General features: G+C 71.4%; 16 protein-coding genes. 6 read left to right on the forward strand and 10 right to left on the reverse strand.

The window, feature by feature from the left end:
- The 3 genes from ABZ070_RS14300 to ABZ070_RS14310 form a co-directional block, all read right to left on the reverse strand.
- Positions 1-417 carry a PaaI family thioesterase gene (locus ABZ070_RS14300; RefSeq protein ID WP_356633482.1) on the reverse strand — a complete coding sequence of 139 codons (417 nt, stop codon included), beginning with the start codon at positions 415-417 and terminating at the stop codon, positions 1-3.
- A 97-nt stretch (positions 418-514) separates the two neighbouring features.
- Positions 515-1186 (reverse strand): response regulator transcription factor, encoded by a 672-nt coding sequence (locus ABZ070_RS14305; protein ID WP_356633484.1) that lies wholly within the window; start codon positions 1184-1186, stop codon positions 515-517.
- Entirely contained in the window at positions 1183-2412 is a 1230-nt protein-coding gene (locus ABZ070_RS14310) for a histidine kinase (protein WP_356633485.1), read from the reverse strand. Before ABZ070_RS14310 ends, ABZ070_RS14305 begins: the two co-directional genes overlap by 4 nt.
- Positions 2413-2558: 146 nt before the next feature.
- On the opposite strand from ABZ070_RS14310, the gene ABZ070_RS14315 reads away from it, so the two are divergent.
- Together ABZ070_RS14315 and ABZ070_RS14320 are read left to right on the forward strand one after the other, a co-directional pair.
- Positions 2559-2771, forward strand: coding sequence for a hypothetical protein (locus ABZ070_RS14315; protein ID WP_356633487.1), 213 nt, complete (start codon positions 2559-2561; stop codon positions 2769-2771).
- Between the two features lie 195 nt (positions 2772-2966).
- A complete protein-coding gene (locus ABZ070_RS14320; protein ID WP_356633489.1) occupies positions 2967-3539 on the forward strand; it encodes a dihydrofolate reductase family protein in 573 nt (190 codons plus the stop codon).
- Between the two features lie 67 nt (positions 3540-3606).
- Here ABZ070_RS14320 and ABZ070_RS14325 read toward each other — a convergent pair whose 3' ends face one another.
- The 3 genes from ABZ070_RS14325 to ABZ070_RS14335 all read right to left on the reverse strand — a co-directional run bounded on the left by ABZ070_RS14325 (position 3607) and on the right by ABZ070_RS14335 (position 5654).
- Positions 3607-4002 (reverse strand): hypothetical protein, encoded by a 396-nt coding sequence (locus tag ABZ070_RS14325; protein WP_356633491.1) that lies wholly within the window; start codon positions 4000-4002, stop codon positions 3607-3609.
- Positions 4003-4013: 11 nt separating this feature from the next.
- On the reverse strand, positions 4014-4940 hold the full coding sequence (locus ABZ070_RS14330; RefSeq protein ID WP_356633493.1) for a DMT family transporter: 927 nt from the start codon (positions 4938-4940) through the stop codon (positions 4014-4016).
- Between the two features lie 102 nt (positions 4941-5042).
- Positions 5043-5654 (reverse strand): dihydrofolate reductase family protein, encoded by a 612-nt coding sequence (locus tag ABZ070_RS14335; RefSeq protein ID WP_356633495.1) that lies wholly within the window; start codon positions 5652-5654, stop codon positions 5043-5045.
- Between the two features lie 278 nt (positions 5655-5932).
- Here ABZ070_RS14335 and ABZ070_RS14340 point away from each other — a divergent pair, with 278 nt between their 5' ends.
- The gene (locus ABZ070_RS14340) at positions 5933-7522 is read left to right on the forward strand and encodes an ABC transporter substrate-binding protein (RefSeq protein WP_356633497.1); all 1590 of its coding nucleotides are present in this window, start codon (positions 5933-5935) and stop codon (positions 7520-7522) included.
- Between the two features lie 435 nt (positions 7523-7957).
- Here the strand turns inward: ABZ070_RS14340 and alc are convergent, their stop codons facing one another.
- Together alc and allB are read right to left on the reverse strand one after the other, a co-directional pair.
- On the reverse strand, positions 7958-9079 hold the full coding sequence (gene alc / locus ABZ070_RS14345) for an allantoicase (protein WP_356633499.1): 1122 nt from the start codon (positions 9077-9079) through the stop codon (positions 7958-7960).
- Between the two features lie 3 nt (positions 9080-9082).
- Positions 9083-10444 (reverse strand): allantoinase AllB, encoded by a 1362-nt coding sequence (gene allB, locus ABZ070_RS14350; protein WP_356633511.1) that lies wholly within the window; start codon positions 10442-10444, stop codon positions 9083-9085.
- 321 nt (positions 10445-10765) lie between these two features.
- On the opposite strand from allB, the gene ABZ070_RS14355 reads away from it, so the two are divergent.
- A complete protein-coding gene (locus ABZ070_RS14355) occupies positions 10766-11566 on the forward strand; it encodes an IclR family transcriptional regulator (RefSeq protein ID WP_356633501.1) in 801 nt (266 codons plus the stop codon).
- 444 nt (positions 11567-12010) lie between these two features.
- Here ABZ070_RS14355 and ABZ070_RS14360 read toward each other — a convergent pair whose 3' ends face one another.
- On the reverse strand, positions 12011-12697 hold the full coding sequence (locus ABZ070_RS14360; RefSeq protein WP_356633503.1) for an ABC transporter ATP-binding protein: 687 nt from the start codon (positions 12695-12697) through the stop codon (positions 12011-12013).
- Entirely contained in the window at positions 12694-13758 is a 1065-nt protein-coding gene (locus ABZ070_RS14365; protein ID WP_356633513.1) for an FtsX-like permease family protein, read from the reverse strand. The genes ABZ070_RS14360 and ABZ070_RS14365 overlap by 4 nt, the downstream gene beginning before the upstream one ends.
- 111 nt (positions 13759-13869) lie before the next feature.
- Between ABZ070_RS14365 and ABZ070_RS14370 the strand changes: the two genes are divergently transcribed.
- The gene (locus ABZ070_RS14370; RefSeq protein WP_356633505.1) at positions 13870-15063 is read left to right on the forward strand and encodes a sensor histidine kinase; all 1194 of its coding nucleotides are present in this window, start codon (positions 13870-13872) and stop codon (positions 15061-15063) included.
- Positions 15060-15692 carry a response regulator transcription factor gene (locus ABZ070_RS14375; protein ID WP_356633507.1) on the forward strand — a complete coding sequence of 211 codons (633 nt, stop codon included), beginning with the start codon at positions 15060-15062 and terminating at the stop codon, positions 15690-15692. Before ABZ070_RS14370 ends, ABZ070_RS14375 begins: the two co-directional genes overlap by 4 nt.
- The last annotated feature ends 239 nt before the right edge of the window (positions 15693-15931 follow it).

A 15931-nucleotide genomic window follows, 5' to 3' on the forward strand; every position in this document is an offset into this window, starting at 1 on the left:
TCACGACGGGGCGGACAGTACGGTGCCCTGCGCGACGGCGCAGAGGGTTTCGTCCCCGTCCGAGCCGACGGCGAACAGGTCGCAGCGGACGACGGCCTGCCGTCGTCCGCTGTGCACGACGGCGGCACGGGCGACGAGGGCCCGCCCGGTGGCAGGCCGCACGTACTGCACGGAGAAGCCCCCGGTCAAAACGGCGGGGCCGAGGGTGGACCCGGCGGCGAAGGTGATCGCGTTGTCGGCGGCGTAGGCGATGACGCCGCCGTGGAGGAACCCGTTCTGCTGGCGCAGCTCGTCACGGACAGCCACCTCGAGCACCGCCTCCCCTCCCCCGAACGCGGCGATCCGCGCCCCGACCAGCCTGCTGAAGGGCTGGCTGTCGAGGACCTTGCGGGCGGAGTCGAGATCAAGTCCGTTCACAGGGGCGCTCCTTGAAGTCGGCGATCTTGGCCCTGGTCCTCGAAGGGACGGTCGCCGTGCGGCTTCGCGGCCACGTCGCACCAGCGCCCGCCTCAGCCTACGTCGGCCCGTCCTCGTCGAGCAGCCCGGCGTCGTGGGCCAACAGCGCGATCTGCACACGGTTGTTGAGGTCCAGCTTGGCCAGCACCCGGGACACGTGCGTCTTGACGGTGGCCACGCTCATGTACAGCGCCGCCGCGATCTCGGCGTTGGACAGGCCGCGGCCGACGGCGAGCGCGACCTCGCGCTCGCGGTCGGCGAGCAGACCGAGGCGACGGACGGCGGCGGGACGGCGGGCGTCGGTTCCGTTGCCCGCGACGTGCGTGATCAACTGGCGGGTGACCGCCGGCGACAGCACCGGGTCACCGGCGGCCACCTTCCGTACCGCCGCGACGATCTCCGCCGGCGGGGTGTCCTTCAACACGAAGCCGGCCGCGCCCGCCCGCATCGCCCGGAGCACCTGCTCGTCGGCGTGGAAGGTGGTCAGGACGACGACCTCGGGCGCGTCGGGTCGGCGGCGCAGCGTCTCGGTCGCGGTCAGACCGTCCACGACCGGCATACGGATGTCCATCAGCACTACGTCGGGTGCGTGCCGGTCGACGAGCTCCGGCACCTCGGAGCCGTCGGCCCCCTCCCCGACGATGTCGATGTCGGCGGCGCCACCGAGCATGAGGGCGAGACCCGCCCGTACGAGCGGGTCGTCGTCGACGACGATCAGCCGGATAGTCATGAGGGCCACGGTAGCCAGGCCCGGACCAGGAAACCGCCGTCCCCCCGCACTCCGTGCTCCAGCCGGCCGCCCGCGAGTGTGGCGCGCTCGGTCAGTCCGATCAGCCCCTGTCCGGAACCGGGCACCTCCGCAACCGTGCCCACGGGCGCCGGATTGCCGACCTCCACGGTCATACCGTCCCCGGGCCCGCCGCGTACGGTGACGGTGACCTCGGCGCCCGGCGCGTGCTTCCGGGCGTTGGTCAGGCCCTCCTGGGCGATGCGGTACACGGTGCGGCCGGTGGCGGCGGGCGCCGTGCCGGGGTCGTCGATGCGGTTGTCCAGAGTGACCTTCATACCGGCCTGCTGGGATTCGGCCACCAGTGCCTCGAGCGTGGCGAGGGTCGGCTGCGGCCGGTCGGGCCCGTCGGCCTCCCCCGGCGTACGCAGCACGCCGATGATCTCGCGCAGATCCTGCAGCGCCTCGTGGGCGCTGTCGCGGATCACCCCGGCGGCTCTGCCGACCTCGGCCGGTGGCGCGTCCGGCCGGAACTCAAGTGCGCCGGCGTGCACGGACAGGAGCGTGAGCCGGTGCGCGAGCACGTCGTGCATCTCGCGGGCGATGGCCTCGCGGGCCAGCCGCTGCGCCTGCTCGGCACGCAGGGCCGCCTCCGACTCGGCGCGGCGGGCTCGTTCGCGCAGCGCGATGACCAGCTGCCGTCGGGCGCGCACGAGCATGCCCCAGCCGACCATCAGCAGCACCATGACGGTCCCCGCGACGGTGGAGGCGAGGAACGACATTTCTGGGTCCGGCCGCAGGACGGCCTGCACGGTCCCCGATGCGATCGCCAGGAGCCCGACGATCGCGACGGGCCTGAAGGTGCGGTGCACGGCGAGACTGAACAGGCCGACCATGAGTGCCCCGCCGGCGGCCGGCGCGATCGCGGCGAGCACGACCAGGCCGACCGCCAGCCCGACCGGCACCCGCCGCCTGGCCCACAGCGCGCAGCACGCCGCGGCACCGAGCAGCTGGTCGGCGACGACGACGAGTTCGGAGTTGCCCGCCTTGGCGCTCGCGTCCGCGGCGACGAGACCGATGAGCGCCGCGGCGACGAACAGAACGGTGTCGACGATCCAGTCGCGCACAGTCCGCCGCGGCCCTGCGCTGCCCCGGTCGCCGGGCCGGTCGGGATCGGGAGGATCGGACATGGCCGAGGGCAGCAGCCATGGGTACTCCGTACGCGTCATGTCGACAAAGTTACGCAGGCCCATGGTCGTGATGCGGCCTGCCGGCCGCGGGAAGCTACCAAAGTCGCAGGGCTCGATACTTTCGGCGTCCGCCGGTCTTCCGATGCCCGACGCGCGTGGGCGGGCCTTCGCGCGAGGCTCCCTGCATGAAGAAGTTTCTCGAGACCGCCGGATTCCTGCTGTTCGTCTGGGGCGCGGCCGGAGTGATCCATGAGCTGACCGGCTGGTTCAAACTCTGGGGCGTCGTACGGCGGTTGGGCTTCCTCGACGGTTACGAGCTCTACGCGAGCATCGCGCTGGGTGTGCTCGGCGTGGTCGTCATGGTGGCGGCCGACCGGCTGGGGCGGCAGAGCCGGTGACGGCGGCCGGGGCAGCGGGGGCGTCTCGGGTGCCGGCCTCGGCGATGAAAAAGAGGCGACGGGTTTCTCGCCGATGAGTTTCTCCGCGATCCCCAGTCAGAGATCATGGTTGGTGTGCCGCAGCCGCGCATACGGTCGCAGCGCGCGCCGGCCGGGCCTGGCAAGAACCGGACACAAGATACCGAGGAACCCGCGATGCGTACTCTGATCAGCACGGCCTTCGTCTCGCTCGACGGCGTCGTGGAGGCACCGGGCGGCGAGCCCGGCTACCGGAACTCCGGATGGACCTTCAAGGACGTCGAGTTCCTGCCCGAGGCGTTCGAGATCAAGGGCCGGGAGCAGAAGGAAGCCGCCGCGATGCTGCTGGGCCGCGTGAGCTACGAGGCGTTCAGCCCCGTGTGGCCCGACATGGAGGAATTCGCCGACTACAACGTGATGCCGAAGTACGTCGTCTCCACCACGCTCGCCGAGGACGACCTGGTGTCGAACTGGGGCGAGACCACGATTTTGCGCTCGCTCGACGAGGTCGCCGCGCTGAAGGAGACCGAGGGCGGCCCGATCATCGTCCACGGCAGCGCCGCCCTGAACCAGAGCCTTTCGGACGCCGGCCTGATCGACCGCTACCACCTTCTCGTCTTCCCGCTCCTGCTCGGCGCGGGCAAGCGTCTGTTCAGCGTCACGGACAAGGACACCCAGAAGCTGAAACTCGTCGAGCACGAGGCCTACGCCAATGGCCTGCAGAAGAACGTGTTCGACGTCGTCCGCTGACACGGGCGCCCGCTCTCGTGGAGCGTGGCACGGGCGCGTCGCCAGCACTCGCGACGGGCGGACGGCCCTAGGTCCTGGTGCTCCGGTCCACGGCGTCGTTGAGGCGTGCGATCTCCGCCGCGTGCTCGCTCATGCGAGTGCGCACCGCACCGCTCGTGAACAGCATCGCGCCGACGACGGCGACCGGCACGGACAGCCCCAGCACGGCGACCGCCTCCGGCCAGTCGCGCTCGTTCCCGCAGGGCGAGCGCCGCTTGCCGTTGTTGACGGTGCCCCACTCCGTGGTCAGCCGTGCCTCGCACTCCGTGGGGTCGAGGTACGCGCGTTCGGCCTCGTAGGGCGCCGCCAGCAGCACACCGCACCACGCCCACAGGACGGCCGCGATCGCGAGCAGGGCCACGCCCCAGCCCTGTATTCGCCGGGAGCGGATGCGGAAGTTCATGTCGTATACATCGGAGCGCATGGCGTTGGAACCTAGCAGTCGCGGATTTCGGCGGCCCGGCGCCCCCATGCCGTTCCCGCGAGGACGAGCGCCGCGCCCACGAGGCCCAGGGCGCCCAGGTGTTCGCCGCCGATCGCGATGCCGGCCGCCGCCGCCCACAGGGGCTCGGTGCCGAGGAGCAGACTGACGCGGGAGGGCGAGGTACGGCGCACGGCCCACATCTGCACGAAGAACGCGAACAGCGTGCAGAACACCGACAGGAACAGCAGGCCGGCCCACTCACGCGGCCCGAAGCCGACCGCCACGGCCCACGGGGACGCCCCGCCGCCGGGCAGGACGGCCAGGGCGGCGAACACCGCGACCGCCGCGCCCAGTTGGACGGTCGTCAGGGAGAGGGAGTCCGCGCCGCGCACGGCCTTGGCCCTGGCCATCACCAGCACATGGACGGTTCGGACCACGGCGGCGAGGAGCATCAGGAGGTCGCCGAGGGAGGGGGCGGTGAAGCCGGCGCCCTGGGTCAGCAGCACGACGCCACCGACGGAGAGGGCCGCCGCGGCGACGAACGAGGCCGAGGGCCGCCGCCCGGTCACCGCCGCCTCCGCGAGCGGAGTGAAGATCATGGTGAGGCTGATGATGAGCCCGGCGTTGGTGGCGGAGGTGTGGACGACGCCGTACGTCTCGAGCAGGAAGACGCCGCTGAGGATCAGTCCGAGCAGCCCCGCCCCCCGCCATTGGGCTGCTGTCAGCGCCGCCACCCTGCGCCGTCCGACGACGACGAGCACGGGAAGGACGAGCGCGAAACGCAGGACGAGGACGGCGACGACGGTGTGGGCGGTGGTGATGCCCTTCGCCGCGAGGTAACTGGCGCCCCATACGACGGCGACGAGCAGCACCGGAAGATCGGTGAGCCAGGCGCGACGGGGGGCGAGGGCGGGCGCGGGTACGGCGATCGACGTCACCTGGTCTCCAACCGGTACGACGGGGCGGTGGAGACGTCGGCGGCTCGCACGCGGGAGCGATCACCGTACCGGCGACAGACGCGTGGGTGCTACACGTTTCCCTCAGGCGTAGCTTCCGTATGTGGGCCGTCCGGCGAGCTCGTAGGTGTGGATCGCCGCGCCGGTGCTCGTGGTCCGCGCCTCGGTGTGCCGGAAGGCGGTGGGTGTCGCGCCCTCCGCGAAGAAACGCAGGCCCTTGCCGAGCACGACGGGGAAGACGATCAGGTGCAGCGTGTCGATGAGGTCGTGCGTCATCAGACTGCGGGCGAGCACCCCGCTGCCGTGCATCTGGATCTCGCCGTTGGTGCGCTCCTTGAGTGCCGCGACCTCCTGGACGAGGTCACTGCCGATGATCGTCGTGCCGTCCCAGTCGGCCGACTCGAGGGTCCTGGAGGCGACGTACTTGGGCAGCGAGTTGAGCTTGGACGCGACGGGGTCGGCCGGGTCCGTCCGCTTCGGCCAGTATCCGGCGAAGATCTCGTAGGTCCGGCGTCCGAGCAGGAAGGCGCCGACCCGGCCGTAGACCTCGTTGATGAACGTGCCGAAGTCGTCGTCGCCGTAGGGCACGGTCCAGCCACCGAGGTCGAACCCGCCGCGGGTGTCCTCCTCGGGGCCGCCGGGTGCCTGGTAGACGCCGTCGAGGGTGAGGAACTGGGTGAGGGTGAGCTTTGCCATGAAACATCCCCTTCTTGCTTTTCATCACGTTTCACAACGCTTCCTGTGAGTGTCACAGCTGGGACCGCTCCGGTTCCGGGAACTCATCGGCATGGCGCTCGCGGATCATCACGATCGGCACGTGCGTGACGCAGCGCGTGCCCGGCCCCGGGCCGCCGCCCCTGCCGGCTCAGCAACCGCTGCAGCCACTGCCGCAGTTCACGGGCGCTTCCCGACTTGTAGCATTCGTCGGGGCGTATCGCCGCCCTTTGGCAACAAGAGATCAGAGGCACGGTTCTGTGAAGGCACGTAACAAGTGGCTGGCCATCCCGCTCGCGGCCGGGCTGGCCGCCGGCCTGTTGAGCGGCTGCGGCGACCAGCAGGGCGGTCCGGGTGCAGGCGGCACCGACTCGCTGGTCATAGGTATGTCGGACGAGGTTCTCGCCACTGATCCGGCGGCAGGCTACGACCCCGGTTCCTGGCTGTTGTTCAACAACGTCTTCCAGTCGCTGCTCAGCTTCCCCAAGGGCGGCTCCACCCCCCAGCCGGAGGCAGCCGAGCACTGCACCTTCGACAAGGGAGGGAGCACGGTCTACCGCTGCACGCTGCGGGACGGACTGACGTTCAGCAATGGCAACAGTCTGACGTCGGAGGATGTGAAGTTCTCCTTCGAGCGTGTGCGGAAGATCGCCAGCGACGCCGGACCCATGCCGCTGCTCTCCACCATCGACAGGATCGAGACGCCGGACGAGAAGACCGTCGTCTTCCGGCTCAAGGTCCCCGACGCCACTTTCCCGAGCAAGATCGCCTCGGGCGCCGGCTCCATCGTCGACCACCGTGAGTACGAAGCCGACGCCCTGCGCACCGACGGCAAGGCAGTCGGCTCGGGGCCGTACAAGCTCGACTCGTTCAGCAAGGACGAGGCGGTCTTCTCGCGCAACTCCGCCTACCGGGGCAGCGCCAAGGCACAGAACTCGGGCGTCACCCTCAAGCTCTTCCACAGCGACCAGAAGGCGCTGGCATCGGCGCTCGGCGAGGGGCAGGTCGACATCGCCTACCGAGGGCTGACCGCGGACGACATATCCGGGCTCCAGGGATCGGCCTCGGCCGACGCCCAGGGGATCGAGGTCATCGAGGGCACCAGCGCAGAGGTGCAGCATCTGGTCTTCAACCTCAACGACCCGGTCGTCGGACAGCTCGGCGTCCGCAAGGCCATCGCGTACCTCGTCGACCGTGACGCCCTGGTGCGGGACGTCTACCAGTCCACGGCAACCCCGCTGTATTCGATCGTCCCGGCCGGCATCACCGGCCACAACACCGCCTACTTCGACCAGTACGGCGGCACTCCGCAGCCACAGCGGGCGAAGCAGGCACTGCGCTCCGCCGGCATCAGCGACAAGGTCAAGCTCACCCTCTGGTCCACGCCGAGCCGCTACGGCCCGGCCACAGACCAGGAGTTCAAGGCGATCGCCCAGCAGCTCAACGACAGCGGCCTGTTCGACGTGACGGTCGAGTCCGTCGGATTCGAGCAGTACGAGAAGGACATCGAGGCCGGGAAGTACGGCGTCTACGTGAAGGGCTGGATCCCCGACTACCCCGACCCCGACAACTTCACCCAGCCCTTCTTCGGCCAGGACAACGTCCTCGGCAACAACTACCGGAACAAGAGGATTACCGACTCGATCCTCCCCCGGGCCGCCGCCATCGCCGACCGGGCCGCCACTCAGCAGCAGTACGGGGAACTCCAGGACCTGGTCGCGGCGGAACTGCCCATCCTGCCGCTCTGGCAGGGGAAGCAGTACGCGGTGGCCTACGGCGGCATCACGGGCCTGGAGTGGACCCTGGACCCGTCGACCGTCTTCCGCTTCTGGGAGATCAAGAAGGCTTGATCTTCATTCATGCCCTCTGACCTGTGACTTCTTTGATCGCAGCGTCTCCGGGTCCGCACCCGGTCCGCAGGCCACCGAGAACGGCGTCCTTGACGGTCCGGGTGCGGTCTTCTTCGCCCGGCCGTCGATGCCCCTTCTTGCCCTCGCTGATGAACCACAAGCGCACCGTGGAAAAGCGCGACCAGGAGAAGACCATCCGCTCACGCGGACCCCGGTCCGCGTGATCAGCGCCGCTGACCAGCGCGGCCAGAGGTTCGCCAGATCCCCCGGCGACGCCGCCCTGGCCGTTGCCGCAACTAAGTCCATGCATGGGCAAAAGGGGACAATAGCTGGGTAGCCATGATCCGCCTGACACGTGGGGCGCACCGTTGCTGTCGGCCGGTGCGCCCCACGCGGGAGGGAGGGTGTCGTACCTCCCCGTTCAGTGACGGCTCGTCAGCCGCCGAGCTCCTGGTGGCGGGCGGTGAGCCGCCCCGCACCCTGTTCGGTCAGGGAGCCGAAGAGCCGCAGGCGGGAGATGCCGCCGTCGGGGTAGATGTCGATCCGCACATGGGTGCCCACGGCAGGGGCGTCCAGCACGAACCGGTGGTTGGTGTCGGGCTGGAGACGCGTGCGCGGCAGGACTTCGCGCCACTCGCCCTCCGCGCCGTCCCGTACGGACAGCGCCGCCCAGCCGGCGCTGTTGCCCTTGAGGTACGCGGTGTCGATCTCGACGGCCCGGATCTCGGACTGCTCCACCAGCTGGTAGCGGATCCAGTCGTTGCCCTTGTCGCGGCGCCGGCGGGTCTCCCAGCCGTCGTCCATCTTGCGGGAGCGGCCCGGCTGGATGGTGTTGGTGGCCGGGGAGTAGAAGCGGTCGGAAGCGTCCTCGACCTGGCCGCCGTTCTCCAGCGCCACCAGGTCGAAGGTGCCGAGGGCGCCCAGCCAGGCGGGGTCGGGGGCGACCTCGCCGTAGACACGGAGGCGGGCGATGCCCCCGTCAGGGTGCTGGTTGACGCGCAGATGCGTGAAGCGCTGCTCGACGTCGACGGCGAAGCCGTTGGCGGCGTGGCCTCCGACGGCCGTGCGCGGAACGAGCGTCGTCCACTTCACGTCACCGGCGAGCAGTTCCTGCGGCGACGGTGATCCGGCGACCGACGTGCCCTCGATGGAGACGGCCTGCGGGTAGTTGCCGCGAAAGTGCGCGGTGTCGACGACGACGCCGCGTACGACGCCGGGCGCGCCGAGCCGTACGAGCGCCCAGTCGTGGTCCTCGTCGGTGGGGTGCGGCTGCTCCGCGGAGACACCGCGGCGGCGGCGGGTCTCCCAGCCGTCCATGATCTTGCCCTTGTGGCCGAAGTGCTCGGGGTCGAACTCGGCGGGCTCGGGCCTCAGCAGGTTCTCGCGCTCCGCGAAGAACTCGTCGTTGGCGGCGACGACGCCGGCGCCGAGGCGGCGGTCGGCGAGGTCGGCGAGGTGGGTGAAGGGGAAGTCGGCGGTGCGGTAGTCGGCGTACGGCTCGCCGCCGCCGTACGGGGCGGCGTCACCGGTGAAGGAGGGGATGGAGGATGCAGACACGGTTCAGTTGTTCCTTTCGAGCAGCCGGCCCGTCGGCGCGGCCAGGTTGCCGTTCTCCACGATCCGCTCGCCGCGCAGCCAGGTCGATCTGACGACTCCGTGGAGCGTCCTGCCCGCGTAGGCGGTCACCTGGTTGCGGTGGTGCAGTTCCGCGGGGTCGACGGTGAAGGTCTCGTCGGGGGCGAGGACCGCGAAGTCGGCGTCGCGGCCCACCTCGATGGCGCCCTTCCGGCTCAGCCCCGCGAGCTCGGCCGGGGCGGTGGCCATCCAGCGGACGACGTCGTCGAGAGTGTGGCCGCGCCTGCGGGCCTCGGTCCAGATCGCGGGCAGGCCCAGCTGGAGCGAGGAGATGCCGCCCCAGGCGGATGCGAAGTCCGGGGTCTTGAGGTCGGTGGTGCAGGGAGAGTGGTCGGAGACGATGCAGTCGATCGTGCCGTCGGCGAGGCCCTGCCAGAGCGCGTCCTGGTTGGCGGCCTCACGGATGGGCGGGCAGCACTTGAACTCGGTGGCACCGTCCGGGACTTCCTCCGCGGTGAGGGTGAGGAAGTGGGGGCAGGACTCGACGCTGATCGCGACGCCCTCCCGCCTGGCGGCGGCGATCAGCGGCAGCGCGTCACTGGAGGAGAGGTGCAGGACATGGACGCGCGCGCCGAGCCGCTTGGCGTGCGCGATCAGGCCCTCGATCGCGGTGTTCTCGGCGTCGCGGGGCCGCGAGGCGAGAAAGTCGGCGTACTTGGGACCGCTCTGCTGCGGTGCGGACGCCAGGTGATGCGGGTCTTCCGCGTGCACGATCAGCAGTCCGCCGAACCCGGAGATCTCGGCCATGGAGCGGGCGAGCTGCTCCTGGTCGAGCTCGGGGAACTCCTCGACACCCGACGGCGACAGGAAGCACTTGAAGCCGAAGACCCCGGCGTCGTACAGCGGCCGCAGATCCTTGACGTTCGAGGGGATCGCGCCGCCCCAGAAGCCGACGTCGATGTGCGCCTTGCTGCGGGCGACATCCTGTTTGGTGGCGAGGTGGTCGACCGTTGTGGTCGGCGGGAGGGAGTTGAGCGGCATGTCGAGCAGGGTGGTGATGCCGCCGGCCGCGGCCGCGCGGGTGGCGGTCCAGAAGCCCTCCCACTCGGTGCGGCCGGGGTCGTTCACATGGACGTGCGTGTCGACGAGTCCGGGGAGGAGCACGTCGTTCCCGAAGTCCTCGAACCGGGCGCCGGCCGGCACGTCCGCGTCGTACGGGCCCACCGCGGTGATCCGCCCGCCGGCGACGGCGACCGTCGCGGCGCGCGTCCCCTCGGGGGTGACCACGCGCCTCGAGCGCAGCACCAGGTCCACTGCCACGTCGTCCCTGCCGTCCCTGCCGTCCATGTCGTCCACGTCGGACACCCGCTCCCCTCACTTCCACCGCTCAACGAAAATTCAACGAACTGTTGAAGAAGTCTTCCCCTCCGACCGTTACCCGTCAAGGCCCGCCCGAGCCGATGAGTCCGTCTTGTACGTTTCCACAAAGTGGAAGTAGAATTCCATTGCCGCGAGGGTTGCTTCACCCAGGAGGCGGCCCGCGCACTACCGCAGACACAGGGACAAACACGCCCTGACCGGCCAGGACGGAACCTGCCGGACGATGTGCTCGGCATACTCGCCCGGTAGGCTGCTGCCTTGCCCTGCCTGCCCGAAAGGACCGCCGACGTGCCGACGTCCAGCGCCAGCGCCACCGACGCAGCCAAGCCCGCCGCCAGCGGCGGCGTGCAGTCCCTTGAGCGCGCCTTCGACCTGCTCGAACGAATGGCCGACGCCGGTGGCGAGGTCGGCCTCAGCGAGCTCTCCGCCAGCAGCGGTCTCCCCCTGCCCACCATCCACCGGCTGATGCGCACGCTGGTCGCCTGCGGCTACGTACGCCAGCAGCCCAACCGCCGCTACGCGCTCGGGCCCCGGCTGATCCGCCTCGGCGAGTCGTCCTCACGCCTTCTCGGCACCTGGGCCCGCCCCTTCCTGGCCCGCCTCGTCGAGGAGACCGGTGAGACCGCCAACATGGCGCTGCTCGACGGCGACGAGATCGTCTACGTGGCCCAGGTGCCCTCGAAGCACTCGATGCGCATGTTCACCGAAGTCGGCCGCCGGGTGCTGCCGCACTCCACCGGCGTCGGCAAGGCACTGCTCGCGCACACTCCGGCGGAGGAGGTACGGGCATTGCTGGCCCGGACCGGCATGCCGGCCGCGACCGAGAAGACGATCACCACCCCCGAGGGCTTCCTCGACGCACTCGAGCAGGTCCGCCGCACCGGCTACGCGGTCGACGACAACGAGCAGGAGATAGGGGTCCGCTGCCTGGCCGTCCCCGTGCCCGACTCCCCCACGGCGGCGGCGGTCTCGATCTCCGGCCCGGCGGGCCGCGTCACGGAGGCGGCGACGGAGAAGATCGTCCCGATCCTCCAGGAGGTCGCCCGCGACCTGTCGGCGGCCCTGGCGAACACCAACGGGCAGGGTTGACGGCACAGTGAGGGAGCCTGGGAGCGGGCCCCCTCACACGCGTCGCAGTCGAGCGTGATCACGTACACCTCGACGGGCCGGCCGTCCGGCAGGCTCAGCGAGTAGGCCGTCTTCCCCGCGTCCGGCGCGGCCGACATCGCGACCGACCGCGCCGGCGGACGGTCGACACCCTGACCGCGCTTGATGCGGTGGTCCATGTCGAGGGCGACGGTGCTGCCGTCGGGCGCGGAGCCGGCCCGATCGCCGGCGACGACGGGCGGCTCGGCACCGGTGCCATCCGCGTACCGACGCGCAGCCCACCCAGAAAAGCCGATGACGACGGCAGCTCGGCACCGGTGCCATCCGCGTACCGACGCGCAGCCCCCCCAGTGGCCGACATCGTCACCAACGCCCTGGACCGGTTTCCCGTCGCGGAATCGGAGGGAAACGGATCCAGGGGGTCGTTCAACGGGACGCGGCGAGCGCCGGCGTCAGCCGGCCGTCCGTCATGGTGACCGTGCGGTCCATCCGTTCCAGATGCGCCCGGTCGTGCGTCACCAGCACCGTCGCGGTGGACCGCTCGCGGGTCAGACGCACCAGCAGGTCCAGGACCGCCGCGCCTCTTTCATGGTCGAGCGCGCTCGTCGGTTCGTCGACGAGGAGCACGGCCGGGTCGTTCATCAGCGCGCGGGCGATGTTCACCCGCTGCCGCTGGCCGCCGGAGAGCTGATGCGGGCGGCGGCCGGCCTCGGCCGCCAGACCGACCGCGTCGAGCAGTTCGAGGGCCCTGACACGGGCGGTACGTGCGGCGCGGCCGGCGACGTGGGTCATCACCTGCAGCTGCTCCGCCGCCGTCAGCGACGGCAGCAGGTTCGGCTGTTGAAAGACGATGCCGATGCGCTCCCGGCGCAGCGCCGCCTTCGCCGCAGCCGTCAGCCCGGCCGTGTCGGCACCCTCCACGACGACCCGGCCGCTGTCGGGTGTCACCAGGGTCGCGGCGACCGCCAGCAGGCTGGACTTGCCGGAGCCGGACGGTCCGACGACGGCGGTCAGCGACCCGGCCGGAACGTCGAGCGAGACCCGGTCGAGCGCCGTGAGCCGGCCCCGGCCGTCGGGGTAGGTGAGGGTGATGTCGTCGAGCAGCAGGGTCATCGGGCGCTCCCGAGTGCGGTCAGGGGGTCGACGGCGGTGATCCGCCGGATGGACAGGGCGGCCCCGGCCGCGCCGAGGACGATCATCACGGCGGCGGGTACGAGGACGGTCGGCGCGTCGAGCACGAAGGGCACGTCGCCGCCGCTGATCAGCGCCCCAGCGCCGGCCGCGAGCCCGGTGCCGAGCAGGGTCCCGGCGGCGAGCATCACCACCGCCTGCCCGAGGGCGTCGCGCAGCAGGTAGCGGGTGGAGGCGCCAAGCGCCTTGAGCACGGCCACGTCGCCGCTGCGCTGGATCGTCCACACCGTGAAGAACGCGCCGATGACGAGGGCCGAGATCGCGAACAGGAAGCCGCGCATCAGTTGCAGCGAACCGTTCTCCGACTGGTAGGACCCGATGGCGCTCAGGGCGTCGCCAACGGCGAGGGTCTTCGTACCGATCGCCTCGTCGGCCGCGGCCGTGTCGGCGCCACCTGTGGTGGTCAGCGCGATCACGGTCGCCGCCGGGCCCTGCGAGAGGCGCTGCCAGTCGTCGAGCGCCGTCCACACCACGGGGGTGTGGGAGTAGGAGGCGTCGCCCTCGACGGCGGCGACGGCCGCGTCCAGCGTGCCGAGCCGGACCCGGTCGCCGGCCCGCAGCGCGAGTTCGTCCGCGGCCGGCTCGGAGAGCACCACCTCGCCGGAACGCACCGGACGCGGCGCGAGCCCTGCCGACGGCTCGCTGCCGAAGGCGGAGACGGCGGCCGTATGCTCCCCCGCGGTCGCGTTGAGGGTGCGGATGCCCAACGGGGCGGCGGCGGTGACGCCGGGGCGAGCGGCCCAGTCGTGCCACTGGCTCTCGGTGACGGCCGAATTCGCGAACGACACCGACTGGCCGCCCGGTGGCGCGGCGAAGGCGATGCGGTCGGCGGGCAGGCCGGTGACGGCAGAGGTGTTCTCCCTGGCCAACCCGGCGGTGAGCCCGGACAGCAGGCCCACCAGCAGGGTGATCAGCACGACGACCGTGCCCATCAGCGCGAACCGCCCCTTGGCGAAGCGAAGGTCTCTCCATGCGACGAACATGGCTTCCAGCGTGGTGCGCGCGGCGTGCCCGGGCATCGCGCGCGGGAGCGTATCCGTCTCAACCTTTTGGTTGAGCCGGTCGCTCCGCGCCGTGCTTACGCTGGAGTGGCCATGGACTCCCGGACCCTGACCCCCGTCGCGCGCGTACTGCGCCTGTGTCTGCACGCCCTGCTGGCCGGACTGCTCGCGCTGGCCGCCGTGCGGGCCGTCACCGGCGGCGAGCCGCACGCGTACGCGATCGTGACCGCCGCCGCGCTCGTCGCCGCGGTGTACGCGGCGGGGGTGCTCACCCCCGCCGTGCACCGCTCCCCACGTGCCGCCGCCCTGTGGCTGGCGGCACTCGGCGCGACCTGGCTGGCGCTGCTGGTCCTGTCGCCGGACGCGCTGTGGGTCGCGTTCCCCCTCTACTTCCTCCAGCTCCACCTGCTGCCGATGCGGTGGGGCCTGGCCGCCGTGGCCGTCACGGCCGCCGCCGCGATCGGGAGCTTCCTGCTGCACGGGCAGACGGTCACACCGGGCACGTTCATCGGCCCGCTGCTCGGCGCGGCCGTCGCGGTGGCGACCGTCCTCGGGTACCAGGCGCTGTACCGGGAGAGCGAGAGCCGCCGCCGGCTGATCGAGGAGCTGGTCTCCACCCGCGCCGAGCTCGCCGCCGCGGAACGCACCGCCGGGACGCTGGCCGAACGGGAACGGCTCGCCCGCGAGATCCACGACACGCTGGCGCAGGGCCTGTCCAGCATCCAACTGCTGCTGCGCGCCGCCGAACGGGCCCTGGACGAGGACGGCCCGGCCGCCCGGCACGTCCGGCAGGCGCGCCATGCCGCGCAGGACAACCTGGCCGAGGCCCGCCGGTTCGTGCGTGCCCTGTCGCCGCCGGATCTCGAGCGCGGCTCGCTGGCGGGCGCGCTGGAGCGGCTGTGCGCGGGATCCAACGGACCGGCGGTGCAGTTCGGCGTCAGCGGTACGCCCGTGGAGCTGCCCACGCCGTACGAGGTGGCGCTGCTGCGGACGGCGCAGTCGGCGCTCGCCAACACCACGCGCCACGCGGCCGCCTCCCGGGCGGAGATCACCCTCAGCTACATGGACACCTCGGTGTCACTGGACGTCGTCGACGACGGCCGGGGCTTCGACCCCGACGCGGCCCGGCGGGGGGACGGCGCGGACGGCGGCTTCGGGCTGCGGGCAATGCGTTCGCGGGCGAGCTCGCTCGGCGGGACGCTGAGCGTCGAGTCCGCGCCCGGCCAGGGCACGGCGGTCGCGCTGACCCTGCCGCTGCCCGCGTCGGTCCCGGAGCGCGCCGCATGAGCGGCCCCATCCGTCTGCTGCTCGCCGACGACCATCCCGTCGTACGCGCGGGCCTGCGCGCCGTCCTCGACACCGAGGCCGACTTCGAGGTCGTCGACGAGGCGGCGACCGCTGAGGCGGCCGTGCGGCGCGCGGCCGTGGGCGGCGTCGACGCGGTGCTGATGGACCTCCAGTTCGGCTCCGGCATGCACGGCTCCGAGGCGACGGCGGCGATCAGCGCGCTCCCGGACGGCCCGCGGGTGCTGATCCTCACCACGTACGACACCGACGCCGACATCCTCGCGGCCGTGGAGGCGGGCGCGGCGGGCTATCTGCTGAAGGACGCCCCGCCGGAGGAACTGGCCGCGGCGGTCCGCACCGCGGCGGCCGGCCAGTCCGCGCTTGCCCCGGCCGTGGCGCACCGGCTGATGGACCGTATGCGCACCCCGGCACAGGCGCTGACCAAGCGCGAGCTGGAGGTGCTGCAACTGGTGGGCGACGGCCTGTCGAACCTGCAGATCAGCAAGAAGCTGTTCCTGAGCCAGGCGACGGTGAAGTCCCATCTGGTCCACATCTACGCCAAGTTGGGCGTCGACTCCCGCACGGCGGCTGTGGCCGCCGCGACGGCACGGCGCCTGATCCGGCGCTGAGCGGGCTGCCGCCCGCAGGTGCGCTCCGGGCACCGGTCCCGCTCCCGGGCTCCCTCGCGGGCGGACGCCCTGCCCGGGTCGTCGGGGCGGGCCGGACGCTCCTCGTTTGGGTCCGTGCGGTTGGCGGGCCGTCTGGGCCCGCATCGACGGTCGGCGGCCCCCCAACGGAAAAGCCTCGGGGTGGGGAAGAATTTTGGGGGGGGGGTGTAGATATAGGTGGTGGGGGGAGAATTAAAAAA

Source organism: Streptomyces sp. NPDC006283, assembly GCF_040613325.1.
Classification (GTDB): domain Bacteria; phylum Actinomycetota; class Actinomycetes; order Streptomycetales; family Streptomycetaceae; genus Streptomyces.